The organism is Dysgonomonas sp. Marseille-Q5470 (genome assembly GCF_951230145.1).
Classification (GTDB): Bacteria; Bacteroidota; Bacteroidia; order Bacteroidales; family Dysgonomonadaceae; genus Dysgonomonas.
Genome location: NZ_CATNVE010000005.1, coordinates 201,230 through 217,720, shown reverse-complemented (window position 1 = coordinate 217,720; position 16,491 = coordinate 201,230). Strand labels below are relative to the sequence as shown.

At 38.4% G+C, this 16,491-nt stretch carries 17 protein-coding genes and 1 pseudogene; 9 read left to right on the top strand and 9 right to left on the bottom strand.

The features are described from left to right. Positions 1-15 precede the first annotated feature (15 nt). From QOX35_RS11005 to QOX35_RS10980, 6 genes are all read left to right on the top strand, one after another. A complete protein-coding gene (locus tag QOX35_RS11005; protein WP_135103412.1) occupies positions 16-1,164 on the top strand; it encodes a 1-deoxy-D-xylulose-5-phosphate reductoisomerase in 1,149 nt (382 codons plus the stop codon). A 17-nt stretch (positions 1,165-1,181) separates the two neighbouring features. Next, entirely contained in the window at positions 1,182-2,519 is a 1,338-nt protein-coding gene (rseP, locus tag QOX35_RS11000; RefSeq protein ID WP_283686925.1) for an RIP metalloprotease RseP, read from the top strand. A gap of 5 nt (positions 2,520-2,524) precedes the next feature. Further along, complete coding sequence (locus QOX35_RS10995) at positions 2,525-3,475, top strand: methylenetetrahydrofolate reductase (protein WP_135103415.1); 951 nt, start codon at positions 2,525-2,527, stop codon at positions 3,473-3,475. A 172-nt stretch (positions 3,476-3,647) separates the two neighbouring features. Then, a complete protein-coding gene (gene holB / locus QOX35_RS10990; RefSeq protein ID WP_283686924.1) occupies positions 3,648-4,775 on the top strand; it encodes a DNA polymerase III subunit delta' in 1,128 nt (375 codons plus the stop codon). Positions 4,776-4,833: 58 nt separating this feature from the next. Next, complete coding sequence (locus tag QOX35_RS10985) at positions 4,834-6,381, top strand: PSP1 domain-containing protein (protein WP_135103418.1); 1,548 nt, start codon at positions 4,834-4,836, stop codon at positions 6,379-6,381. Next, complete coding sequence (locus QOX35_RS10980; protein ID WP_283686923.1) at positions 6,347-6,850, top strand: gliding motility lipoprotein GldH; 504 nt, start codon at positions 6,347-6,349, stop codon at positions 6,848-6,850. The genes QOX35_RS10985 and QOX35_RS10980 overlap by 35 nt, the downstream gene beginning before the upstream one ends. Here QOX35_RS10980 and rnhB read toward each other — a convergent pair whose 3' ends face one another. Both rnhB and QOX35_RS10970 read right to left on the bottom strand, forming a co-directional pair. Next, the gene (gene rnhB / locus QOX35_RS10975) at positions 6,851-7,450 is read right to left on the bottom strand and encodes a ribonuclease HII (protein ID WP_283686922.1); all 600 of its coding nucleotides are present in this window, start codon (positions 7,448-7,450) and stop codon (positions 6,851-6,853) included. It lies immediately after the preceding gene. Between the two features lie 2 nt (positions 7,451-7,452). Beyond that, positions 7,453-8,694, bottom strand: a complete 1,242-nt coding sequence (locus QOX35_RS10970) for a metallophosphoesterase family protein (RefSeq protein WP_283686921.1) — start codon at positions 8,692-8,694, stop codon at positions 7,453-7,455. A gap of 88 nt (positions 8,695-8,782) precedes the next feature. Here QOX35_RS10970 and QOX35_RS10965 point away from each other — a divergent pair, with 88 nt between their 5' ends. The 3 genes and pseudogenes from QOX35_RS10965 to QOX35_RS10955 all read left to right on the top strand — a co-directional run bounded on the left by QOX35_RS10965 (position 8,783) and on the right by QOX35_RS10955 (position 11,790). Continuing rightward, positions 8,783-10,333 (top strand): glycoside hydrolase family 10-like protein, encoded by a 1,551-nt coding sequence (locus QOX35_RS10965; RefSeq protein ID WP_283686920.1) that lies wholly within the window; start codon positions 8,783-8,785, stop codon positions 10,331-10,333. A 24-nt stretch (positions 10,334-10,357) separates the two neighbouring features. Then, positions 10,358-11,470 (top strand): annotated as a pseudogene (locus QOX35_RS10960) (THUMP domain-containing class I SAM-dependent RNA methyltransferase); the annotation flags it as partial. A gap of 44 nt (positions 11,471-11,514) precedes the next feature. Further along, positions 11,515-11,790, top strand: a complete 276-nt coding sequence (locus tag QOX35_RS10955; RefSeq protein WP_283686918.1) for a DUF4884 domain-containing protein — start codon at positions 11,515-11,517, stop codon at positions 11,788-11,790. A 1-nt stretch (position 11,791) separates the two neighbouring features. Here the strand turns inward: QOX35_RS10955 and QOX35_RS10950 are convergent, their stop codons facing one another. The 7 genes from QOX35_RS10950 to QOX35_RS10920 all read right to left on the bottom strand — a co-directional run bounded on the left by QOX35_RS10950 (position 11,792) and on the right by QOX35_RS10920 (position 16,446). Beyond that, a complete protein-coding gene (locus QOX35_RS10950) occupies positions 11,792-12,400 on the bottom strand; it encodes an aminotransferase class IV (protein ID WP_283686917.1) in 609 nt (202 codons plus the stop codon). Next, entirely contained in the window at positions 12,397-13,374 is a 978-nt protein-coding gene (locus tag QOX35_RS10945; protein ID WP_283686916.1) for an aminodeoxychorismate synthase component I, read from the bottom strand. The genes QOX35_RS10950 and QOX35_RS10945 overlap by 4 nt, the downstream gene beginning before the upstream one ends. A gap of 124 nt (positions 13,375-13,498) precedes the next feature. After that, the gene (locus QOX35_RS10940; RefSeq protein WP_283686915.1) at positions 13,499-14,251 is read right to left on the bottom strand and encodes a DUF6599 family protein; all 753 of its coding nucleotides are present in this window, start codon (positions 14,249-14,251) and stop codon (positions 13,499-13,501) included. Beyond that, a complete protein-coding gene (locus QOX35_RS10935; protein ID WP_283686914.1) occupies positions 14,252-15,403 on the bottom strand; it encodes a DUF362 domain-containing protein in 1,152 nt (383 codons plus the stop codon). Positions 15,404-15,517: 114 nt separating this feature from the next. Next, positions 15,518-15,886, bottom strand: coding sequence for a hypothetical protein (locus QOX35_RS10930; RefSeq protein WP_283686913.1), 369 nt, complete (start codon positions 15,884-15,886; stop codon positions 15,518-15,520). Beyond that, entirely contained in the window at positions 15,873-16,253 is a 381-nt protein-coding gene (locus QOX35_RS10925) for a phage holin family protein (RefSeq protein ID WP_135103434.1), read from the bottom strand. Before QOX35_RS10925 ends, QOX35_RS10930 begins: the two co-directional genes overlap by 14 nt. Continuing rightward, entirely contained in the window at positions 16,243-16,446 is a 204-nt protein-coding gene (locus tag QOX35_RS10920; RefSeq protein WP_006844524.1) for a hypothetical protein, read from the bottom strand. Before QOX35_RS10920 ends, QOX35_RS10925 begins: the two co-directional genes overlap by 11 nt. Positions 16,447-16,491 lie beyond the last annotated feature (45 nt).

The following is a 16,491-nucleotide window of genomic DNA, read 5'->3' as shown; positions in this document are numbered from 1 at the left end:
AGAAATAGAATATACATGAAACGAAATATTGCAATACTTGGCTCTACCGGCTCTATAGGAACACAGGCTCTTGATGTGATCAGGGAACACAAAGACGAGTTTGAGATATATGCACTTACAGCCAATAATAATGCAGATTTACTAATTGCGCAGGCTCGGGAGTTTATGCCCGAGGTAGTAGTGATTGCCAATGAGGAAAAGTATGCGTATGTAAAAGATGCTTTATCTGATCTTCCTCTAAAGGTTTGGTGTGGATGTGATGCTATCGCCCAAGTGGTAGAGAGCGAACCTATCAATATGGTGTTGACAGCCATGGTGGGTTATTCGGGCTTGAAACCTACGATAAATGCAATCAAAGCAAAAAAGGCGATTGCGCTTGCCAACAAAGAGACTCTCGTTGTAGCCGGAGAATTAATCACAAATCTGGCTATCGAAAATAAAGTACCTATTCTCCCTGTCGATTCAGAGCATTCTGCGATATTCCAGTGCCTGAATGGGGAGAATTCTCAAATAGAAAAAATATTATTAACTGCTTCGGGTGGGCCATTTCGTAAACATTCGAAAGAGCAGCTGCAAAGCGTTACTAAAAAAGAAGCCCTAAAGCATCCCAACTGGGATATGGGTGCAAAGGTGACTATCGATTCAGCCTCGTTGATGAACAAAGGCTTGGAGATGATAGAAGCCAAATGGCTATTCGGTGTCGAACCCGACCAGATTGAAGTCGTGGTGCATCCCCAATCAATCATCCATTCTATGGTGCAGTTCGAAGATGCGTCTATTATTGCTCAGCTGGGCTTGCCGGATATGCACCTTCCGATACAATATGCACTTGCTTATCCCAAACGGTTAAAATCGAATTTTGAAAGGCTTGATTTCTTTAAGCTGCAAACAATGACTTTCGAAAAACCCGATACAGACAGATTCCGTAATCTGGCTTTTGCTTTTGAGGCGGCAAGGCTCAAAGGAAATATGGCATGCATAATGAATGCTGCGAATGAGATCGCTGTTGAGGCATTTTTGCACGACAAAGTCGGCTTTTTGGAAATGAGCGACGTGATAGAAAAAACGATGCAGAAGGTATGCTTTGTAGATACCCCAACGTATGACGACTATGTGCAGACAGACACAGAGGCTCGCTATATAGCAAAAGAGTTTATCAAATAACACTATAATAATTTTTAATGGAAACTATTTTAATTAAGGCGTTACAACTAATATTAAGTTTATCTATACTTGTTGTTATACACGAGTTCGGGCACTTTCTTTTTGCCCGCCTTTTCAAAATAAGAGTCGAAAAGTTCTATCTTTTCTTCAATCCATGGTTCTCGCTGTTTAAATTTAAACCCAAAAACAGCGATACAGAGTATGGTATCGGTTGGTTGCCCCTAGGTGGCTATGTGAAGATATCGGGAATGATAGATGAGTCTATGGACAAGGAACAGATGGCGCAGCCTGCACAGCCTTGGGAATTTCGTTCCAAACCGGCATGGCAGAGACTATTGGTGATGGTTGGCGGAGTGCTGTTTAACTTTATATTAGCAATAATCATATATGGAATAATCCTGTTTTCGTGGGGAGACTCTTACATCCCTGTAAAGTCGGTGAAAAATGGTATGACATTTTCTCAGACGGCAAAAGAATTGGGCGGATACCAAGAACGTGATATCATTCTTAGCATAGATGGCAAGGATATGAACAACCGCAGTGGCGTGTTGAACATGAATACCTTTATGCAATTCCTTGATGCGAAGCAGGTTGTTGTAGAACGCGAAGGCAAACAGGTGACTTTGACCATGCCCGAAAAATTTGCAGAAAATGTTATTGGTGCTGAAGACCTGCAACCGCCATATTATTATTGGACATCAACACGTCTGGATACAGTTTCCGATGCTGCTAAAGCGGCCGGTTTACAAAAAGGGGATAGTATCCTGTCTGTAAACGGAAATAATGTGACATCTTGGATGCAGCTTTCGGGAGAAATCTCTAAAAAAGAAAATAAAGGAAAATATATAGCAATCACTTATATGCGAGACTCACTAACCGCAACAGTGAAAGTCTTGGTAAACGATGAAAATAAAATAGGGATAGGTGGTGTAAGTCCTATATACGATGTTAAGACAGATAAGTTTAGTTTCTTGAAAGCGATACCGTCAGGTGCAGTTCTTGGTGTGGAAACGCTGAAAGGCTACGTAGCTCAGATGCGTTTTGTGTTTTCTTCTAAAGGAGTACAAAATTTGAGTGGCTTTGCCGGAATTGGTAACCTTTTCCCACCTGCATGGGACTGGCATGCTTTCTGGTCGATGACTGCGTTTCTATCTATCGTTCTTGCATTTATGAATATATTGCCTATTCCTGCTCTGGATGGCGGCCATATCATGTTCTTGTTGTACGAAGTCATTACAAGACGGCAACCGAACGAAAAGTTTATGGAAAGAGCCCAGATGGTAGGTATGATTTTCTTATTGCTCTTGCTTGTGGTGGCAAATGGAAATGATATAATCAGAATCTTTTTCAAGTAAAAAATATGACTATTACAGAATTAATCAATAAAAGTGATAAAACCGCTTTCTCTTTCGAAATTCTTCCTCCGTTGAAGGGGAACAATGTAGAGAAAGTATATAATATAATAGATAAGCTAATTGAGTTTGATCCTCAGTATATAAATATAACAACTCACCATAGCGAGTACCTCGATCAGCAAATGCCCGATGGTACAGTAAAAAGGGTGAATATACGCAAGCGTCCGGGTTCTGTGGCTATTGCGGCTTCTATTCAGCACAAATACAATGTGACAGCTGTTCCGCACATGATATGCAAAGGGTTCTCTCAGGAGGAAACTGAATATGCGCTTATCGATCTCAACTTCCTGCATGTGCAAAATTTGCTGTTGCTTAGAGGAGATACAAAACGACTTGCGCCAGAGCAGATATATCCTAACCGAAATGAATATGCGACAGATCTTCAGCTACAGGTGAATAACTTCAATGAAGGTATTGCGGCAGATGGAAGCTTATTCGAAAAAAATGCGACTCCTTTTTCTTATGGAATGGCATGCTACCCGGAGGTTCATGAAGATGCGGTCAGCGCAGAATCTGATATTTTCTATATGAAGCAAAAAGCAGACAATGGTGCAGAATATTTTGTAACTCAAATGTTTTTTGACAATCAGAAGTATTTCTCGTTTGTAGAGAAATGTAGAGAAGCCGGAATTACCCAGCCTATCATACCGGGTGTAAAGCCTATTGTTTTGATGAGCCAGTTGGAAGTATTGCCAAGAATATTCCGTTCGAGCATACCAGAGGAGTTAGCCGTTGAACTAAGAAAATGTAAGACCGATGACGACGCAAAAGAAGTTGGAATAGAGTGGGGTATTAAGCAGTCTAAGGAGCTTATTGAATATGGAGTTCCTAGTATACACTTTTATTCTTTGCTTGCAACGGAGAGTGTAAGACGTATTGCTAAAGAGATTTACTAGAATTTATCTCTATATAAGAGAGTTCTTATAAAAAAGGTAACAATAAAGTAACAACAAAATAGACGTTTATTCTGTCACTTTTGTCACCTTTTGAAAATAAATATTTGAATATTAATTTTTTATGTTTCTAAAGGTTTGTTACTTTTGATGTGTGACAGATAACTGAAAAAGAATGTTTTTTAAAGATATTGTAGGGCAGAGTGAAGTAAAAGAGAGGCTTGTTACATCGGCAAGGAAGGGGCTTATTCCCCATGCTCAGCTTTTTTGCGGACCTGAGGGAGTCGGTAAATTCCCTTTAGCGTTAGCTTACGCCCAATATCTTAACTGTGAAAATCCGACGGATAACGATTCGTGCGGAAAATGCGCATCTTGCGTCAAATATGCTCATTTGACTCATCCCGATCTTCACTTTGTTTTTCCTATCGTAAAGAAAGCAGCGAAGAAAAAAGAGGTTTGTGATGATTATATAGCCGATTGGAGAGAATTTGTAAAGCAACACAACTATTATTTTAACCTTACCCAGTGGTTAGATCATATAGATGCCGAAAACTCTCAAGGGCTTATTTATGCTAAGGAAAGCGAGGAGATTCTGCGTAAGTTGAGCCTTCGTATATATGAAGCTAAATATAAGATAATGATTATCTGGCTTCCCGAAAAGATGCATGAGTCTTGTGCAAATAAGTTGCTGAAGATTATAGAAGAACCGACAGATAATACTATATTTCTGCTTGTATCCGATACGCCGGATAATATTATAACAACTATTCAGTCTCGTTGTCAGCGTATCAATGTGCATGGCGTAGCCGAAAGTGATATTGTGCAGGCTCTCGAATCTGAATATAATATCTTGCCTGATGATGCAGCTACTGTTGCACATTTATCGAAAGGTAGTTACCTGAAGGCTGTGGAAACGATCAGCCTGAACGAAGAACATAAGTTTTTTTTCAATCTGTTTGTGCAGATGATGAGAGCTTCTTATGCTCGTAACATAAAGGAAATAAAAACCATCGGTAATGAATTGGCAGCAATAGGACGGGAGAATCAAAAAAGCTTCCTGATATATAGTCAGCGCATGGTTCGCGAATATTTTGTAAGTAACTTGCATCAGCCCGAAATTACCTATTTAGCTCAGGATGAGGCTAATTTCGGAATACGCTTTGCGCCGTTTATCAATGAACGTAATATTGTAGGTTTTATGGATGAACTGGCTTTGGCAGAAAGACATATAGAACAAAATGTAAACGCCAAGATGGTGTTTTTCGATCTTTGTTTGAAAATAACAATGCTGATTAAACAATAAATATAAACCCACAAAGCTAGAAAAGGGGCTTTGTCTTAATTAATTAAAATGAATAACAATGGATTCAAATCAAAATACATTTAATCCTGCCATGGACTGTCAGGGCACTTGCAAAACACCGATAGGGTGTACTTGTGCCAGGGCAAACCGAAAGGCACTTGTTACAGTTGCTACTAGCGAATCGCAGAAGCAGGCGGTAACTAAAACGTGTGGTTGTCAATCCGGTGGAGGTTGCGGCTGTCAGTCGGGAGGCGGCTGTGGTTGCCAATCGGGAGGCGGTTGTCAGTCTAAAAAAGGCGGATGTTGCAGCGGTACTAACAAATTGGAAGTTTATAATTGGCTTGAAGATCTTCCGGAGATACCGGGCGAATCGCAGATGGTTGAGGTTCAATTTAAAAATACACGTAAAGGCTATTATCTCAACAGTAATAATATAGAACTATTCAGAGGAGATATCGTTGCTGTAGAAGCCACACCGGGACACGATATTGGAGAAGTAACGCTTACAGGCAAACTGGTGAAACTTCAAATGCTAAAGAATAACTATCGTGGAGAGACTAAGCGTATTTACCGTATAGCTAAACAAAACGATATTGAGAAATGGGAAGACGCTAAATCGAAAGAACATAAAACGATGCTTCGTTCGAGAGAGATAGCCGAAGAACTTAATCTTGCGATGAAGATCAGTGATGTCGAATATCAAGGAGATGGGAACAAGGCTATTTTTTATTATATAGCGGACGAGCGTGTCGACTTTCGTCAGTTGATAAAAGTATATGCTTCCGAGTTTCGTGTGAAAATAGAAATGAAGCAGATCGGAGCACGTCAGGAAGCCGGTAGAGTGGGTGGCATTGGCCCTTGTGGGCGAGAACTTTGTTGTTCTAGTTCGATGTCTAACTTTATCTCGGTGTCTACATCTGCCGCTCGATTGCAAGATATTCCGCTAAATCCTCAGAAATTGGCGGGGCAATGTGGTAAACTCAAATGTTGTCTCAATTTTGAAGTAGATACTTACGTGGAGGCTCAACGAAAATTGCCATCACGCGAAGTAATCCTTGAGACAAAAGATTCGTCTTATTATCATTTCAAGACCGACATACTTTCGGGGACAATGACCTATTCCACAGATAAGAATTTTGCGGCGAACCTTATCTCTTTACCTAAAGACAGGGTTTTTGATGTTATAAGGATGAATAAGAGAGGAGACAGACCTCTGCATCTGGCTATGGAATCTCAAGAGCAAACCGAGAAACCAACCTCACATGATATATTGCAAGAAAATATCAATCGCTTTGATGATAATGGAAATGGCAATAACCGTAATAATAAGAAAAAGAAATTTGTAAAAAACAATAAAGGGGAAAATCCTAAACCGGGAAATGTGCAGCCGGCTAATAATCAGCCGAATAGTAAGCCTCAAATAAATAAAGTTCAGGGAGGAAATAATAACAGGCCGCAACAACAAGCTGAAGCCAATTCTCAAGGTAATCCCAATCCGAATCAAAATTCGAATCCGAACCCGAATCGGAATAAAAATAAAAACAGACACAACAGAAACAGATCGAACCGCAATGGAAACTCGGAACAGAAGAAGCCTGAAGCATAAAGTTTTTTTTGCGTTATGTGTTATGTTGCTAACCTTTATAAATATCTCCTGTGACAAGCAGGAGATATACTATCATTTTCATGAACTGAAGGATGAGGCATGGGCACAAAACGATACGCTTGTGTTTGATATAGATTCTACGCTTTTCGAACTGAATAAGCCTTATGATCTTACAATAGAGGTTACCAATAGCGTGAGTTATCCTTATCAGAATATCTGGTTTTTTGTTCAGTCAAATATAGATGCTGACTCTGTATTCGTTGATACATCTAAAGAATTTCTGCTGGCTGATAAACTTGGTAAATGGCAGGGATCAGGGTTTGGCACATTGTATCAATCTTCCCTCCCTTTCGGAGAAATTACCTTTAAGGAAAAGCGAAACTACCGTATCAAGATAGAGCACGGTATGCGAGATCAGACCTTGAGCGGTATAGAGAAAGTAGGCATTAAGATATCTAAGCCTCAATAATCAGAAGTCTAACTTCAACTGCTTGTCGGTTAAATTGAATGTTAGCCTGTGATAAGGTGTGACACCATGTTTGTCTATTGCCTCACGATGCTTTTTTGTCGGATATCCTTTATTGTGATCCCAATCATATAGCGGATATTCTCTGTGTAAATTAAGCATGTAGTCGTCTCTGTATGTTTTAGCTAATACTGATGCCGCAGCAATAGGCAATAGCTTGCCATCTCCTTTTACAACACACGTGTGTGGAATATCTTCGTATTTGCGGAAGCGATTACCGTCAATTAATAAATGTTGTGGACGTGTCTTTAGGTTTGCTACAGCTCGTTGCATAGCAAGAAACGAAGCATTCAGTATGTTGATCTCATCTATCTCCTTCTGATCCACAATGCCGATAGCCCAAGCCAGAGCTTGCTCTTCGATAAGAGGACGTAATGCATACCTTTCTTTTTCGGTTAGTTGTTTTGAGTCGTTCAGCTTTTCACAGATAAATCCTTTGGGTAATATAACAGCCGCTGCAAATACGGCTCCCGCCAGACAACCTCTTCCGGCTTCGTCACATCCTGCTTCTACTAGGTCGGGATATAATGATAATTCCAACATTTCTAAAACTTAATATATAGGTTATTATCTTCTGGTGGGAAATCCAACTCTATTTCATTCATATTGATTGGGATATCCGTTGCTTCAGATAGTTTTTCAAGAGACTCTTTTAAGGATTTGTCAACCTTTTCGTCTCCATAAGCATGTTTGATAAATATTTGTCCTATTATATCGGCAAAGAGACCCGATGTTTCTTCCGAAAGATTATATCCTAGTTTGTTGATCTTACTTTTAGCAAGGGCAGTAGATAGTTTAAGCATTCGCTGTTTATCCTCTTCCGCCAGATTGGAGTTGCCGGGTATTGATGTCACATTTTCAGTTCTTATTTTCATACCGTTAGCATCCAGTTCCACAAAACGATAAGAGAATGGATAGGCTGATAAAGTACCGGTTTCTATATCATATATCACATTGCCTTTGTCGGAGGTAAAGGCTGTGATGTCATTCGAATGAAAGTGCCCTGTGAAGATAGCTTTTAAATCATTGTCTGCAAACAGGTTTGCTAATCTTTGATAATCTTCTACAAGGTAGTCTTTAAAGAATGAAGACTGATACATGATATGCTCTGCAAAGCCCCAGTGCATCATACCTATTACTTGTTTATTCTTTTGTTTGGCTTCTCTTAAGATCTCAAGTATCCATCTTTCGGTTTCGGGAGAGATTTTTCCAGCTGTTATGCTGCCTGTTGTATACTCTTTATATCTGGCTGCATCAATGGCGAGAAGCCATGTTTGATCATCGAGAGAAGCGACATAACTTAATGAATTATCATCTCTTTTCAGCGCATTGCTATAGCCACAATCTTTGTAGATCGACGCAAAGTCATCGGGAGAAATGTTTGCTACAGGTAACTTTTTGTCTCCCTTATATTCCGAAGCATTTGGCATATTAATATCATGGTTGCCGGGGATAACATATACTTTGATTCCTTTATCTTGTAGCGGTTTTAGCTTTTTCAGGAAGTCGAGATGGCTTAATTTTTCTCCGTCTTTGGTGATGTCGCCGCAAATAAGCAGTACTTGTATATCACTGTTAAGATACTCATTTAGCACCTTATCGAGAACCTGTGGTACATACTTGATATTCTTGCCACTGGAAGCTATATAATCATTTAAGGCTTGCCCTTCTTCCATCAATTGTTCCGACAGATAGTGGGTGTCTGTAATTACTCCGATTCTTAACGGCTCCTTGGCAATAGAACAGGATGAAATAAAAAGAAGCACATAAAATAATAGATATTTCACTGTAATTTCGTTTGATATAGACAAAAGTAAAGTATTTATTCTAGTTATTATTCCTATTTTTGTAGATGCATAATTAAATAATGTTACAATGTACAAGAACAAAGCCCTTCTTTTTTCTATACTAACAATTACTATAATTTTATTATCATCTTGCGGTTCTCAGAAACAACGTGTGAAATTCTCCGATATCTCCCATCCCAAAAGGGAGTTTAGGGGCGCATGGTTGAGCACTGCTTGGCAATCGAGATATAAGACCATGAATTCATCTCAGATGAAGGCATACTTTACAAATATATTAGATCAAATGCAGGCTGATGGCATCAACGCTGTTATATTTCAGGCTCGTCCTTATGCCGATGCTTTTTACAAATCAGATCTTGAACCGTGGAGTGCTTTCCTTACAGGGATACAAGGGAAAGCTCCCGATGGAGGCTTCGATCCTTTGGCCTTTCTTGTAGATGAGTGTCATAAGCGAAATATGGAATTACATGCCTGGTTGAATCCTTACCGTGTATCGTCGGGAACCAGCGATGTGTTTTCCAAAAATCATATTTATCATAAATATCCTGAACGTTTTGTGAAATATGACAATAAGATATATTTTGATCCGGGTATTCCTGCCAACCGACAATTTATTTGTGATGTCGTTAAAGATATAGTCATGCGCTATGAGGTAGATGCTATTCACATGGACGATTACTTCTACCCTTATCCTGTCGCAGGGCAGTCTTTCCCCGATGATAACAGTTTCAATACATACGGTAGGCAGCAAGGCTTCTCTCAGAATCAGCGAGCAGACTGGCGTCGCAACAATGTGAATCTGTTGATACAAGATGTGAAGCATACCATACAGACTACAAAGCCATGGGTGAGATTTGGTATCAGCCCTTTTGGAATATATAGGAATAAGAGAAGTACACCTGATGGTTCGGGAAGTAATACCAGTGGATTGCAAAATTATGACGACTTGTATGCTGACGTTAAGCTATGGGTGAAAAATGGGTGGATAGATTATAATATGCCTCAAATATATTGGGAAATAGGACATAATGCTGCAGATTATAAAACATTGATAGAATGGTGGGCGAATAATAATTTCGGACAACCTCTCTATATTGGTCAGGATATAAAGAGAACAATGGATGCAACAACTCAGCCTTCGGGAGACAATCAGTTGACAGAGAAAATGCTTCTGTCTCGCAGTTTTGCCACAGTGCATGGAAATTGTTTCTGGCCTGCTTATGAACTATTGGACAACTATAAGGGAATAGCTAGCCGTTTGCAATCTAATTATCACAAATATCCCGCTCTTATCCCTGCATATACGCATATGTACAAGAAGCAGCCCAAAAAGGTGAGTAACTTGAAAGAGTCGTTTACTGCAACTACTCATACATTGCAATGGGATGCAAAGTCAGATAAATATGATCCGGAGACAGCTCAATATTATGTTGTTTATCGTTTTGCAAAAGGAGAAAAGGAAAACCTGGAGAATGCTCAGAATATTGTTTTTATCACAAGGCAGAAAAGTATAGTGCTCCCTTATGAAGGAGGAGCTAAAGAATATAAATATGTTGTAACGGCTGTAGATGCTTTCCATAACGAGTCGAAAGGAAAATCTAAGAAGTTGAAATTATAAAGGATGATAAAAAGAGAGTTTAAAATGATCGCCAAAACAATGGCGGGACTAGAAGATGTGTTGGCCGAAGAATTAATAGGCTTAGGTGCAAACAATCTTGAGATAGGCAAGCGTATGGTTTCCTTCGAAGGAGACCTTGCTTTAATGTATAAGGCTAACATACAGTGCCGGACTGCTCTTCGTATACTTCGTCCTGTCTATGAGTTTAAAGCAAAGACGACTGATGATATATACAAGAAGGTAAAAGCCATGAACTGGTTTGAGCATCTTACGGAAAATAGTACTTTTGCTATAGACGCAATAACTTTTTCGGACTACTTTACACACTCTAAGTTTGTTGCATATCGCGTAAAGGATGCTATTGCCGACTATTTTATGCAGAGGACGGAGAAACGTCCTTCGGTAAATGTAGAAAACCCCGACTTGTTAATTAACTTTCATATAGCTCATGATAAGTGTACCCTTTCGTTCGATAGTTCGGGAGAGTCTTTACACAAAAGAGGTTACCGTGTTGCTCAAACAGAAGCTCCTTTGAACGAGGTGCTGGCTGCGGGAATGATACTTAAAACAGGCTGGCGCGGAGGGTCTGACTTTATAGACCCGATGTGTGGTTCGGGTACTTTGCTGATAGAGGCTGCAATGATAGCCATGAATGTGCCTCCGGGAATCTATCGTCAGAATTTTGCTTTTGAGAAGTGGAAAAACTTTAATGCAGACTTGTTTGAAACGATATATAACGATGACTCAGGAGAGCGGGAGTTTAAGCATAAGATATATGGTTCGGATATCTCATCCGAGGCTATTGCTATTGCTGCGAAGAATGTAAAGAATGCCGGATTAGATAAAAGTATTGACCTGAAAGTGATGCCTTTTGAGAGCTATACAGAGGCTCCATCCGAGAATGCTATTTTGGTTACGAATCCTCCTTATGGTGAAAGAATAAAGCCCGAAGATTTGTTCGGCTTGTATGAAAATATAGGTGAACGGTTGAAGCATGTATTTATGGGCTATTCGGCATGGATACTCAGCTATAAAAAAGAGTGTTTTGACAAAATAGGATTGAAGCCTTCTAAGAAAATCCAACTGGTAAATGGCTCTTTACAATGTGAGTTCCGTAAATATGATATATTTGCAGGAAAGAAGTATCCGAAGAAGGAAGATTAACTTAATATAGAAATATTATGAAAGCATTACTCGGTCTATTTGGTTTGATACTTGCGTTTAGTTTTCAATCTTGTTATTCTGGTCGTCCGTTAGTAGAAGCCCCTTCTCAGAATAATAAGACGTATGAGGTGTCATATCTGTTCGAACATGATGGATGTAAAGTCTATCGTTTCTATGACAGAGGAAATTGTGTCTATTTTACAAACTGTAAAGGTAATATTACGGCTATAAATACCGACTCAACAAAGAATACGGTTCAAACTGTTATTGATGCAGATTTGACTTTAAAGTAATTTACAGGCTATCTATCTTTAAACTTGATATGGGTATGCTGATATTACCTTCAATACCCATCATTGCGTTTATTAAGTACAGTTTTCTATAGTCTTCAATATCCTCGATCCGAATTACCTTTTCTTTAATAACTCTTTCTTTTAGAAGGGTTTGTCTTTTTGTCCCCGGTAGCAGGTATGTAGAAGGCGTAAATAAACCTTTATCACTTTCGAATACTACATTCGTGAATGACGTATCGGTTACAAATCCATTTTTGACAACGAGTATATCATCACAATTTTCTTTCTGTGCCATCAATTTCTCAAAGGCTGTTCTTTCCGCATACTTGAAAGAGTAATCGATCGAGTTATCATGAATGATTTTCAAACTGTTTATTTCTCTGAATGTATAATGAGAATATTCTATCTCCAGATTTTCAAGAGAGTATACAATACGGCATTTTACCAATCCTTCACGGAATTCTAAAGGAATATCTTCATCCTTCAAACTAAATGGAATAGTAGAACCGAAAAAAGATTGTAACGTAGAGTTCATTCTTTCTATATGTGCAGGAAGATTGAAAATTTTACCATTACAAATTTTTATTACTTCAGAGAATGATGGCTTCATACTATTGGTAGATAAATTTTTTCTAAAACTTCTTTATATTCCTCCTCACAATCGCTATAGGCTGTGATACCTCCTCCACTGCGAAAATGATATTGGTTGTCGTCATTTTCTATATAACGTATTATAACAGCCGAATCCAATTCGTTTCCATCATAATATCCGCATACTCCTGTATAATAGCCTCGAGGTTCTTTTTCTGCATCTTGTATAATTCTTCTTGTCGCCTCTTTCGGTGCACCCGAAATAGACCCGGCAGGAAGCATGCCAAAGATAATATCTCCATAATTAAGATAATTCTCTTCGCGTAGCGTGCCTGTTATCTCTGAGCTGACCTGTAATATATCGTTTTTATTTGTTCTGATACGATCGATATATCTGAATCTGTTTACTCTTACATTATCGGCTATGATGCTAAGATCGTTACGCAGAAGGTCTACTATTGTATTATGTTCAGCTGTTTCTTTATAGTCATTCAGTATAATCTGTTCGGCATCGGGGATGTTTGCATCTATAGTTCCCTTCATGGGATTGGTTGAAATAGTCTTTCCCTCTATTTTGACGAAACGTTCGGGAGAGAAACATACAAACTTATTCGGATATAGCACTTTGTAGGAAGCATTACTTTGAAAGAAAATATCTTCAAGATTAAGATTAAAAGAAACAGGTGTTTTTATTGTCAGGTTGGTCAAATAAGAGTATCCTTCTTTTAAGCTTTTATGTACAATATCAAATTTCTTTTTGTACTCGGAATAGGGGATAGGAATGTAATTGAATGAAGATACTTTTTTTATAACCTCTTGTTCAGGAGCATTCCCTTTTCCGCAGAACTGAAATAAAACATCAGATTGTTGCAAAGGATTATCGATAAATAAACCTTCTGTTTGTTCAAAGTTAATAGCAAAGAAGAACGGTCTCGCTTCCCTGCCATATATATTCATTTTATGTCTTATCTCATTTATAACTGTCGTTGTCATAGAACAGGTTTTGATGAAAAAGTAACAAAAGTAACACTTTTTACCCTGTTTTTATCTGTCACTTTCTCTGTATCCAGATTATAAACCCTTTCTATATAGATAAAGTTTTGTAGTTTTTGTGATTTTAAAAACCAAATACTCCCGTGTCATTGCTATCCTCTTTTTTCGGACATTTTAAGTAAACGTACTTATCTTCTATTTTGAGGATATTTTCTTTTGGGATTCTTTCTATTAGCTTTGCCATATTTTTATCATCAGTCGGATAAATGATTACAGTATTACTTTTCGAGGCGAGCCATATATCGGAGAAAGATATGCCTTCTATCCATTTCAGAAGTGATGGTTGAGCATTTGATATAGACAGATTTCCTTTTAAGTATTTTATAGACGATGAATAAGGAATCTCTTTAGTCATTTCTAACGGTAACGCTATTCTTTTCATATTGAGCGTATCTACGTACAAATACAAGAGTTCATCGGCATTCCTTTTAGCTTTGTTCGAGCCCGACTGAAAAACGATTGAAACATATTTATTCCCAATTGCTGCTTGATATTGGTATGCGGATAGGCAATTGAAAAAACGGAGGGTGTCAGCTCTCATACATTTGAATGTATGTAAGGAATATATACCAAAAGCATTTTCGGGAGACGACATTTCATAAATATCTATTGTATATTTCTCATCCTTGTATTTTATATCTCTCGTTGTTAGTTTTTCGAATCCATATTCGAGGTATAAGTCGGAACCTCCATTCATAAAACCATAGAGACCTGTCCCTACAAAAGTACGTTCCTTTTCAATCGTGATATCCGACAACGACTGCCCTACTGCAAAAAGTGGGAGTAATGATAAAAGCGTTAAGAAAAAGTATTTCATCTAGGCTAGATTTACTTCTGTTAGGTCTATTTTATTTCTGTTTGCCACCCCGAGCTTTATTTCTTCTGCCAGATGCATGAATTTGAGAGCAGCCGGTTTATCTTCCGATTGGATGCCTTCTTCTATCCTTTTTGCTATCACAATGTCATGTCCTATACGGTCAACGGCGACAGGATCCGTTCCCACCAGAATCGTATTGTAATTGCATATAAATTGAGGATTCGCTGCAGGTCCTCCTTCGAAACAACCTATCAACCCGTCCACAATATTCAAAACAACTTTGTCCCGTAGTGGCGGGAAGGCACATACATAGGCAGAAGTTTCGTGCCACAAATCCTTGTGGAGCCTTGCGGTATTTGAAATAGAACCGAACGCAAGGTTCTTCATACAAAGTGTAACTGATGATCCTGCATTTTTCAATACAGGCAGATTGATGATTTTTGTTACCTTTTGAGTACAGATCTTTGTAAAATAAGAATATTTTCCTCCATTTACCATGAAAGGCATTGTATAAGCGTCATACTCACCTTCTACATCAGCATAGAAATAATGATCTTTATCGATACGCTCTTCGCTGTATAGTTTTCCTTCGCTATTATAGTAGCTGCCCGAAGCATCTTCACACTCAGTACCGGTGATGGTTATGCCGGGATAATTTTCTTCTGTATAGCCTGTTTCATGCAGTTGCATTTCGCGCCTGTCCCATATTACCATATTGCTACGGGGTATGCCTGCATCTTCCAGTTGTTTTATTACGGCTTGTGTAACGGCATGCGAAGTCGTCAATAGTTTTCCGGCTACAGGATTAACCTTTAGTCCTATTACGTCATCTTTGCCGACAAATTGTAGCCAAGCCTTGTTGAGATCACTTTCTCCTGTAAGTTTCAGTATCGATTCTTTAAGCATCTCAAAAACGGTTTCTTCCGAAGGTTTACCATCAGTAACAGCCAAACTATGATTGACTCTGACTACTTTACCCGGATATTTCCCCGGCATAGAAGATTCGGTTCTAGAGATAGATAACGCATCCTTTATATTTGTCTCAGGCTTTATATCTGTTGAGGTGAGAGTTGGAGCAGCTTTAAGGATAGGAGAAACTGTTGCACCCAGACCACCAATAACTAATGACTTAAAGAATTTACGTCTTTCCATAGTGCGAAGGTTAAATTAACTGATTATCAAAAGTAAATAAATAATTTGATATCCAATAATAGTCTAAAAACAAAAACAAGAAAGGTGAATTTCCTTTCTTGTTTCTGTTTTATTTTAGTCGTTATCTTTATCCTTCTCCTTTTTTTTCTTTCCCGAGAAGATCGATTTTAGTTTCTTTATTACAAACCGCCATATTATTGGCTGCACAATTTCCCATATTACAGGGTAATAAGCGGTTAATCCGCTAAGCAGACCGCTTGAAGTTGAAGTTTCGTCTTGTCGTTTTTTACTTTTGGATGGTCCTCCAAAACCAAATACGCTCAGTACAGAGTTTATTGTACTTTGAAAAATCAATGAACCTGCATTGTCTGAAAGATACGCCCAATGTTCGGATAGACGTTCTTCACCTTCCTTGCATTCAAGCCTTACTAATTCTTTTTCTTGATGCAGTTCTTCTAATGGTGTCAATCTACTCTTCATCATTTGTATCTATTTTACGCATAAATCTTATAGTATTCTGTAATATCGATTGTTGTATCTTTTTCCGAAAAAGAACTACAAGCAATAAAACAAATAATGAAAACAGAGTCATGATTCCAAAGCCTACAGCCAAGCTGTTGAATAATTCTCCAAGAAAAAAAGCCATACCAATAAGCCCGAAGAATAAAATAACAGCTACAATAGCTATTATTATTAAGCCATATCCCAGACCGGAGGCAGATAAACCTATCTTCTCAAAACTATCCAGTTTAAACAAACGGATACGTCTGTTGATATAGCTTAATAAATCTAATTTAATTTCTTCAATTAAGATTCCTAAGCTTTTTTCTTCTTCGGAGTTATTCAACATCGTCTCTTAATTCTTCTAGTTTATGTTTGCCTCTGCCGGCTGCGTTTCTTACATTTCCTTTTACTTTGTCTACCAGGCTGTTTATATCTTTCAGCCATTCTTCCTTTTTGTCAGAAGCAGCAACATAGCCAACAGCTGCACCTAGCGCAGCACCTATAGCCAAGAACAATAAGTTCGAACCTGTTTTATTCATAATTATTTATTTTATAAATTAATTCTACATTAATATAATAACGTG

Excerpts from the sequence above, each read along its gene's own strand:
- QOX35_RS11005 (WP_135103412.1), top strand. The coding sequence starts at position 16 with ATGAAACGAAATATTGCAATACTTGGCTCTACCGGCTCTATAGGAACA.
- rseP (WP_283686925.1), top strand. The coding sequence starts at position 1,182 with ATGGAAACTATTTTAATTAAGGCGTTACAACTAATATTAAGTTTATCT.
- QOX35_RS10995 (WP_135103415.1), top strand. The coding sequence starts at position 2,525 with ATGACTATTACAGAATTAATCAATAAAAGTGATAAAACCGCTTTCTCT.
- holB (WP_283686924.1), top strand. The coding sequence starts at position 3,648 with ATGTTTTTTAAAGATATTGTAGGGCAGAGTGAAGTAAAAGAGAGGCTT.
- QOX35_RS10985 (WP_135103418.1), top strand. The coding sequence starts at position 4,834 with ATGGATTCAAATCAAAATACATTTAATCCTGCCATGGACTGTCAGGGC.
- QOX35_RS10980 (WP_283686923.1), top strand. The coding sequence starts at position 6,347 with ATGGAAACTCGGAACAGAAGAAGCCTGAAGCATAAAGTTTTTTTTGCG.
- rnhB (WP_283686922.1), bottom strand. The coding sequence starts at position 7,450 with ATGTTGGAATTATCATTATATCCCGACCTAGTAGAAGCAGGATGTGAC.
- QOX35_RS10965 (WP_283686920.1), top strand. The coding sequence starts at position 8,783 with ATGTACAAGAACAAAGCCCTTCTTTTTTCTATACTAACAATTACTATA.
- QOX35_RS10955 (WP_283686918.1), top strand. The coding sequence starts at position 11,515 with ATGAAAGCATTACTCGGTCTATTTGGTTTGATACTTGCGTTTAGTTTT.
- QOX35_RS10950 (WP_283686917.1), bottom strand. The coding sequence starts at position 12,400 with ATGAAGCCATCATTCTCTGAAGTAATAAAAATTTGTAATGGTAAAATT.
- QOX35_RS10945 (WP_283686916.1), bottom strand. The coding sequence starts at position 13,374 with ATGACAACGACAGTTATAAATGAGATAAGACATAAAATGAATATATAT.
- QOX35_RS10940 (WP_283686915.1), bottom strand. The coding sequence starts at position 14,251 with ATGAAATACTTTTTCTTAACGCTTTTATCATTACTCCCACTTTTTGCA.
- QOX35_RS10935 (WP_283686914.1), bottom strand. The coding sequence starts at position 15,403 with ATGGAAAGACGTAAATTCTTTAAGTCATTAGTTATTGGTGGTCTGGGT.
- QOX35_RS10930 (WP_283686913.1), bottom strand. The coding sequence starts at position 15,886 with ATGATGAAGAGTAGATTGACACCATTAGAAGAACTGCATCAAGAAAAA.
- QOX35_RS10925 (WP_135103434.1), bottom strand. The coding sequence starts at position 16,253 with ATGTTGAATAACTCCGAAGAAGAAAAAAGCTTAGGAATCTTAATTGAA.
- QOX35_RS10920 (WP_006844524.1), bottom strand. The coding sequence starts at position 16,446 with ATGAATAAAACAGGTTCGAACTTATTGTTCTTGGCTATAGGTGCTGCG.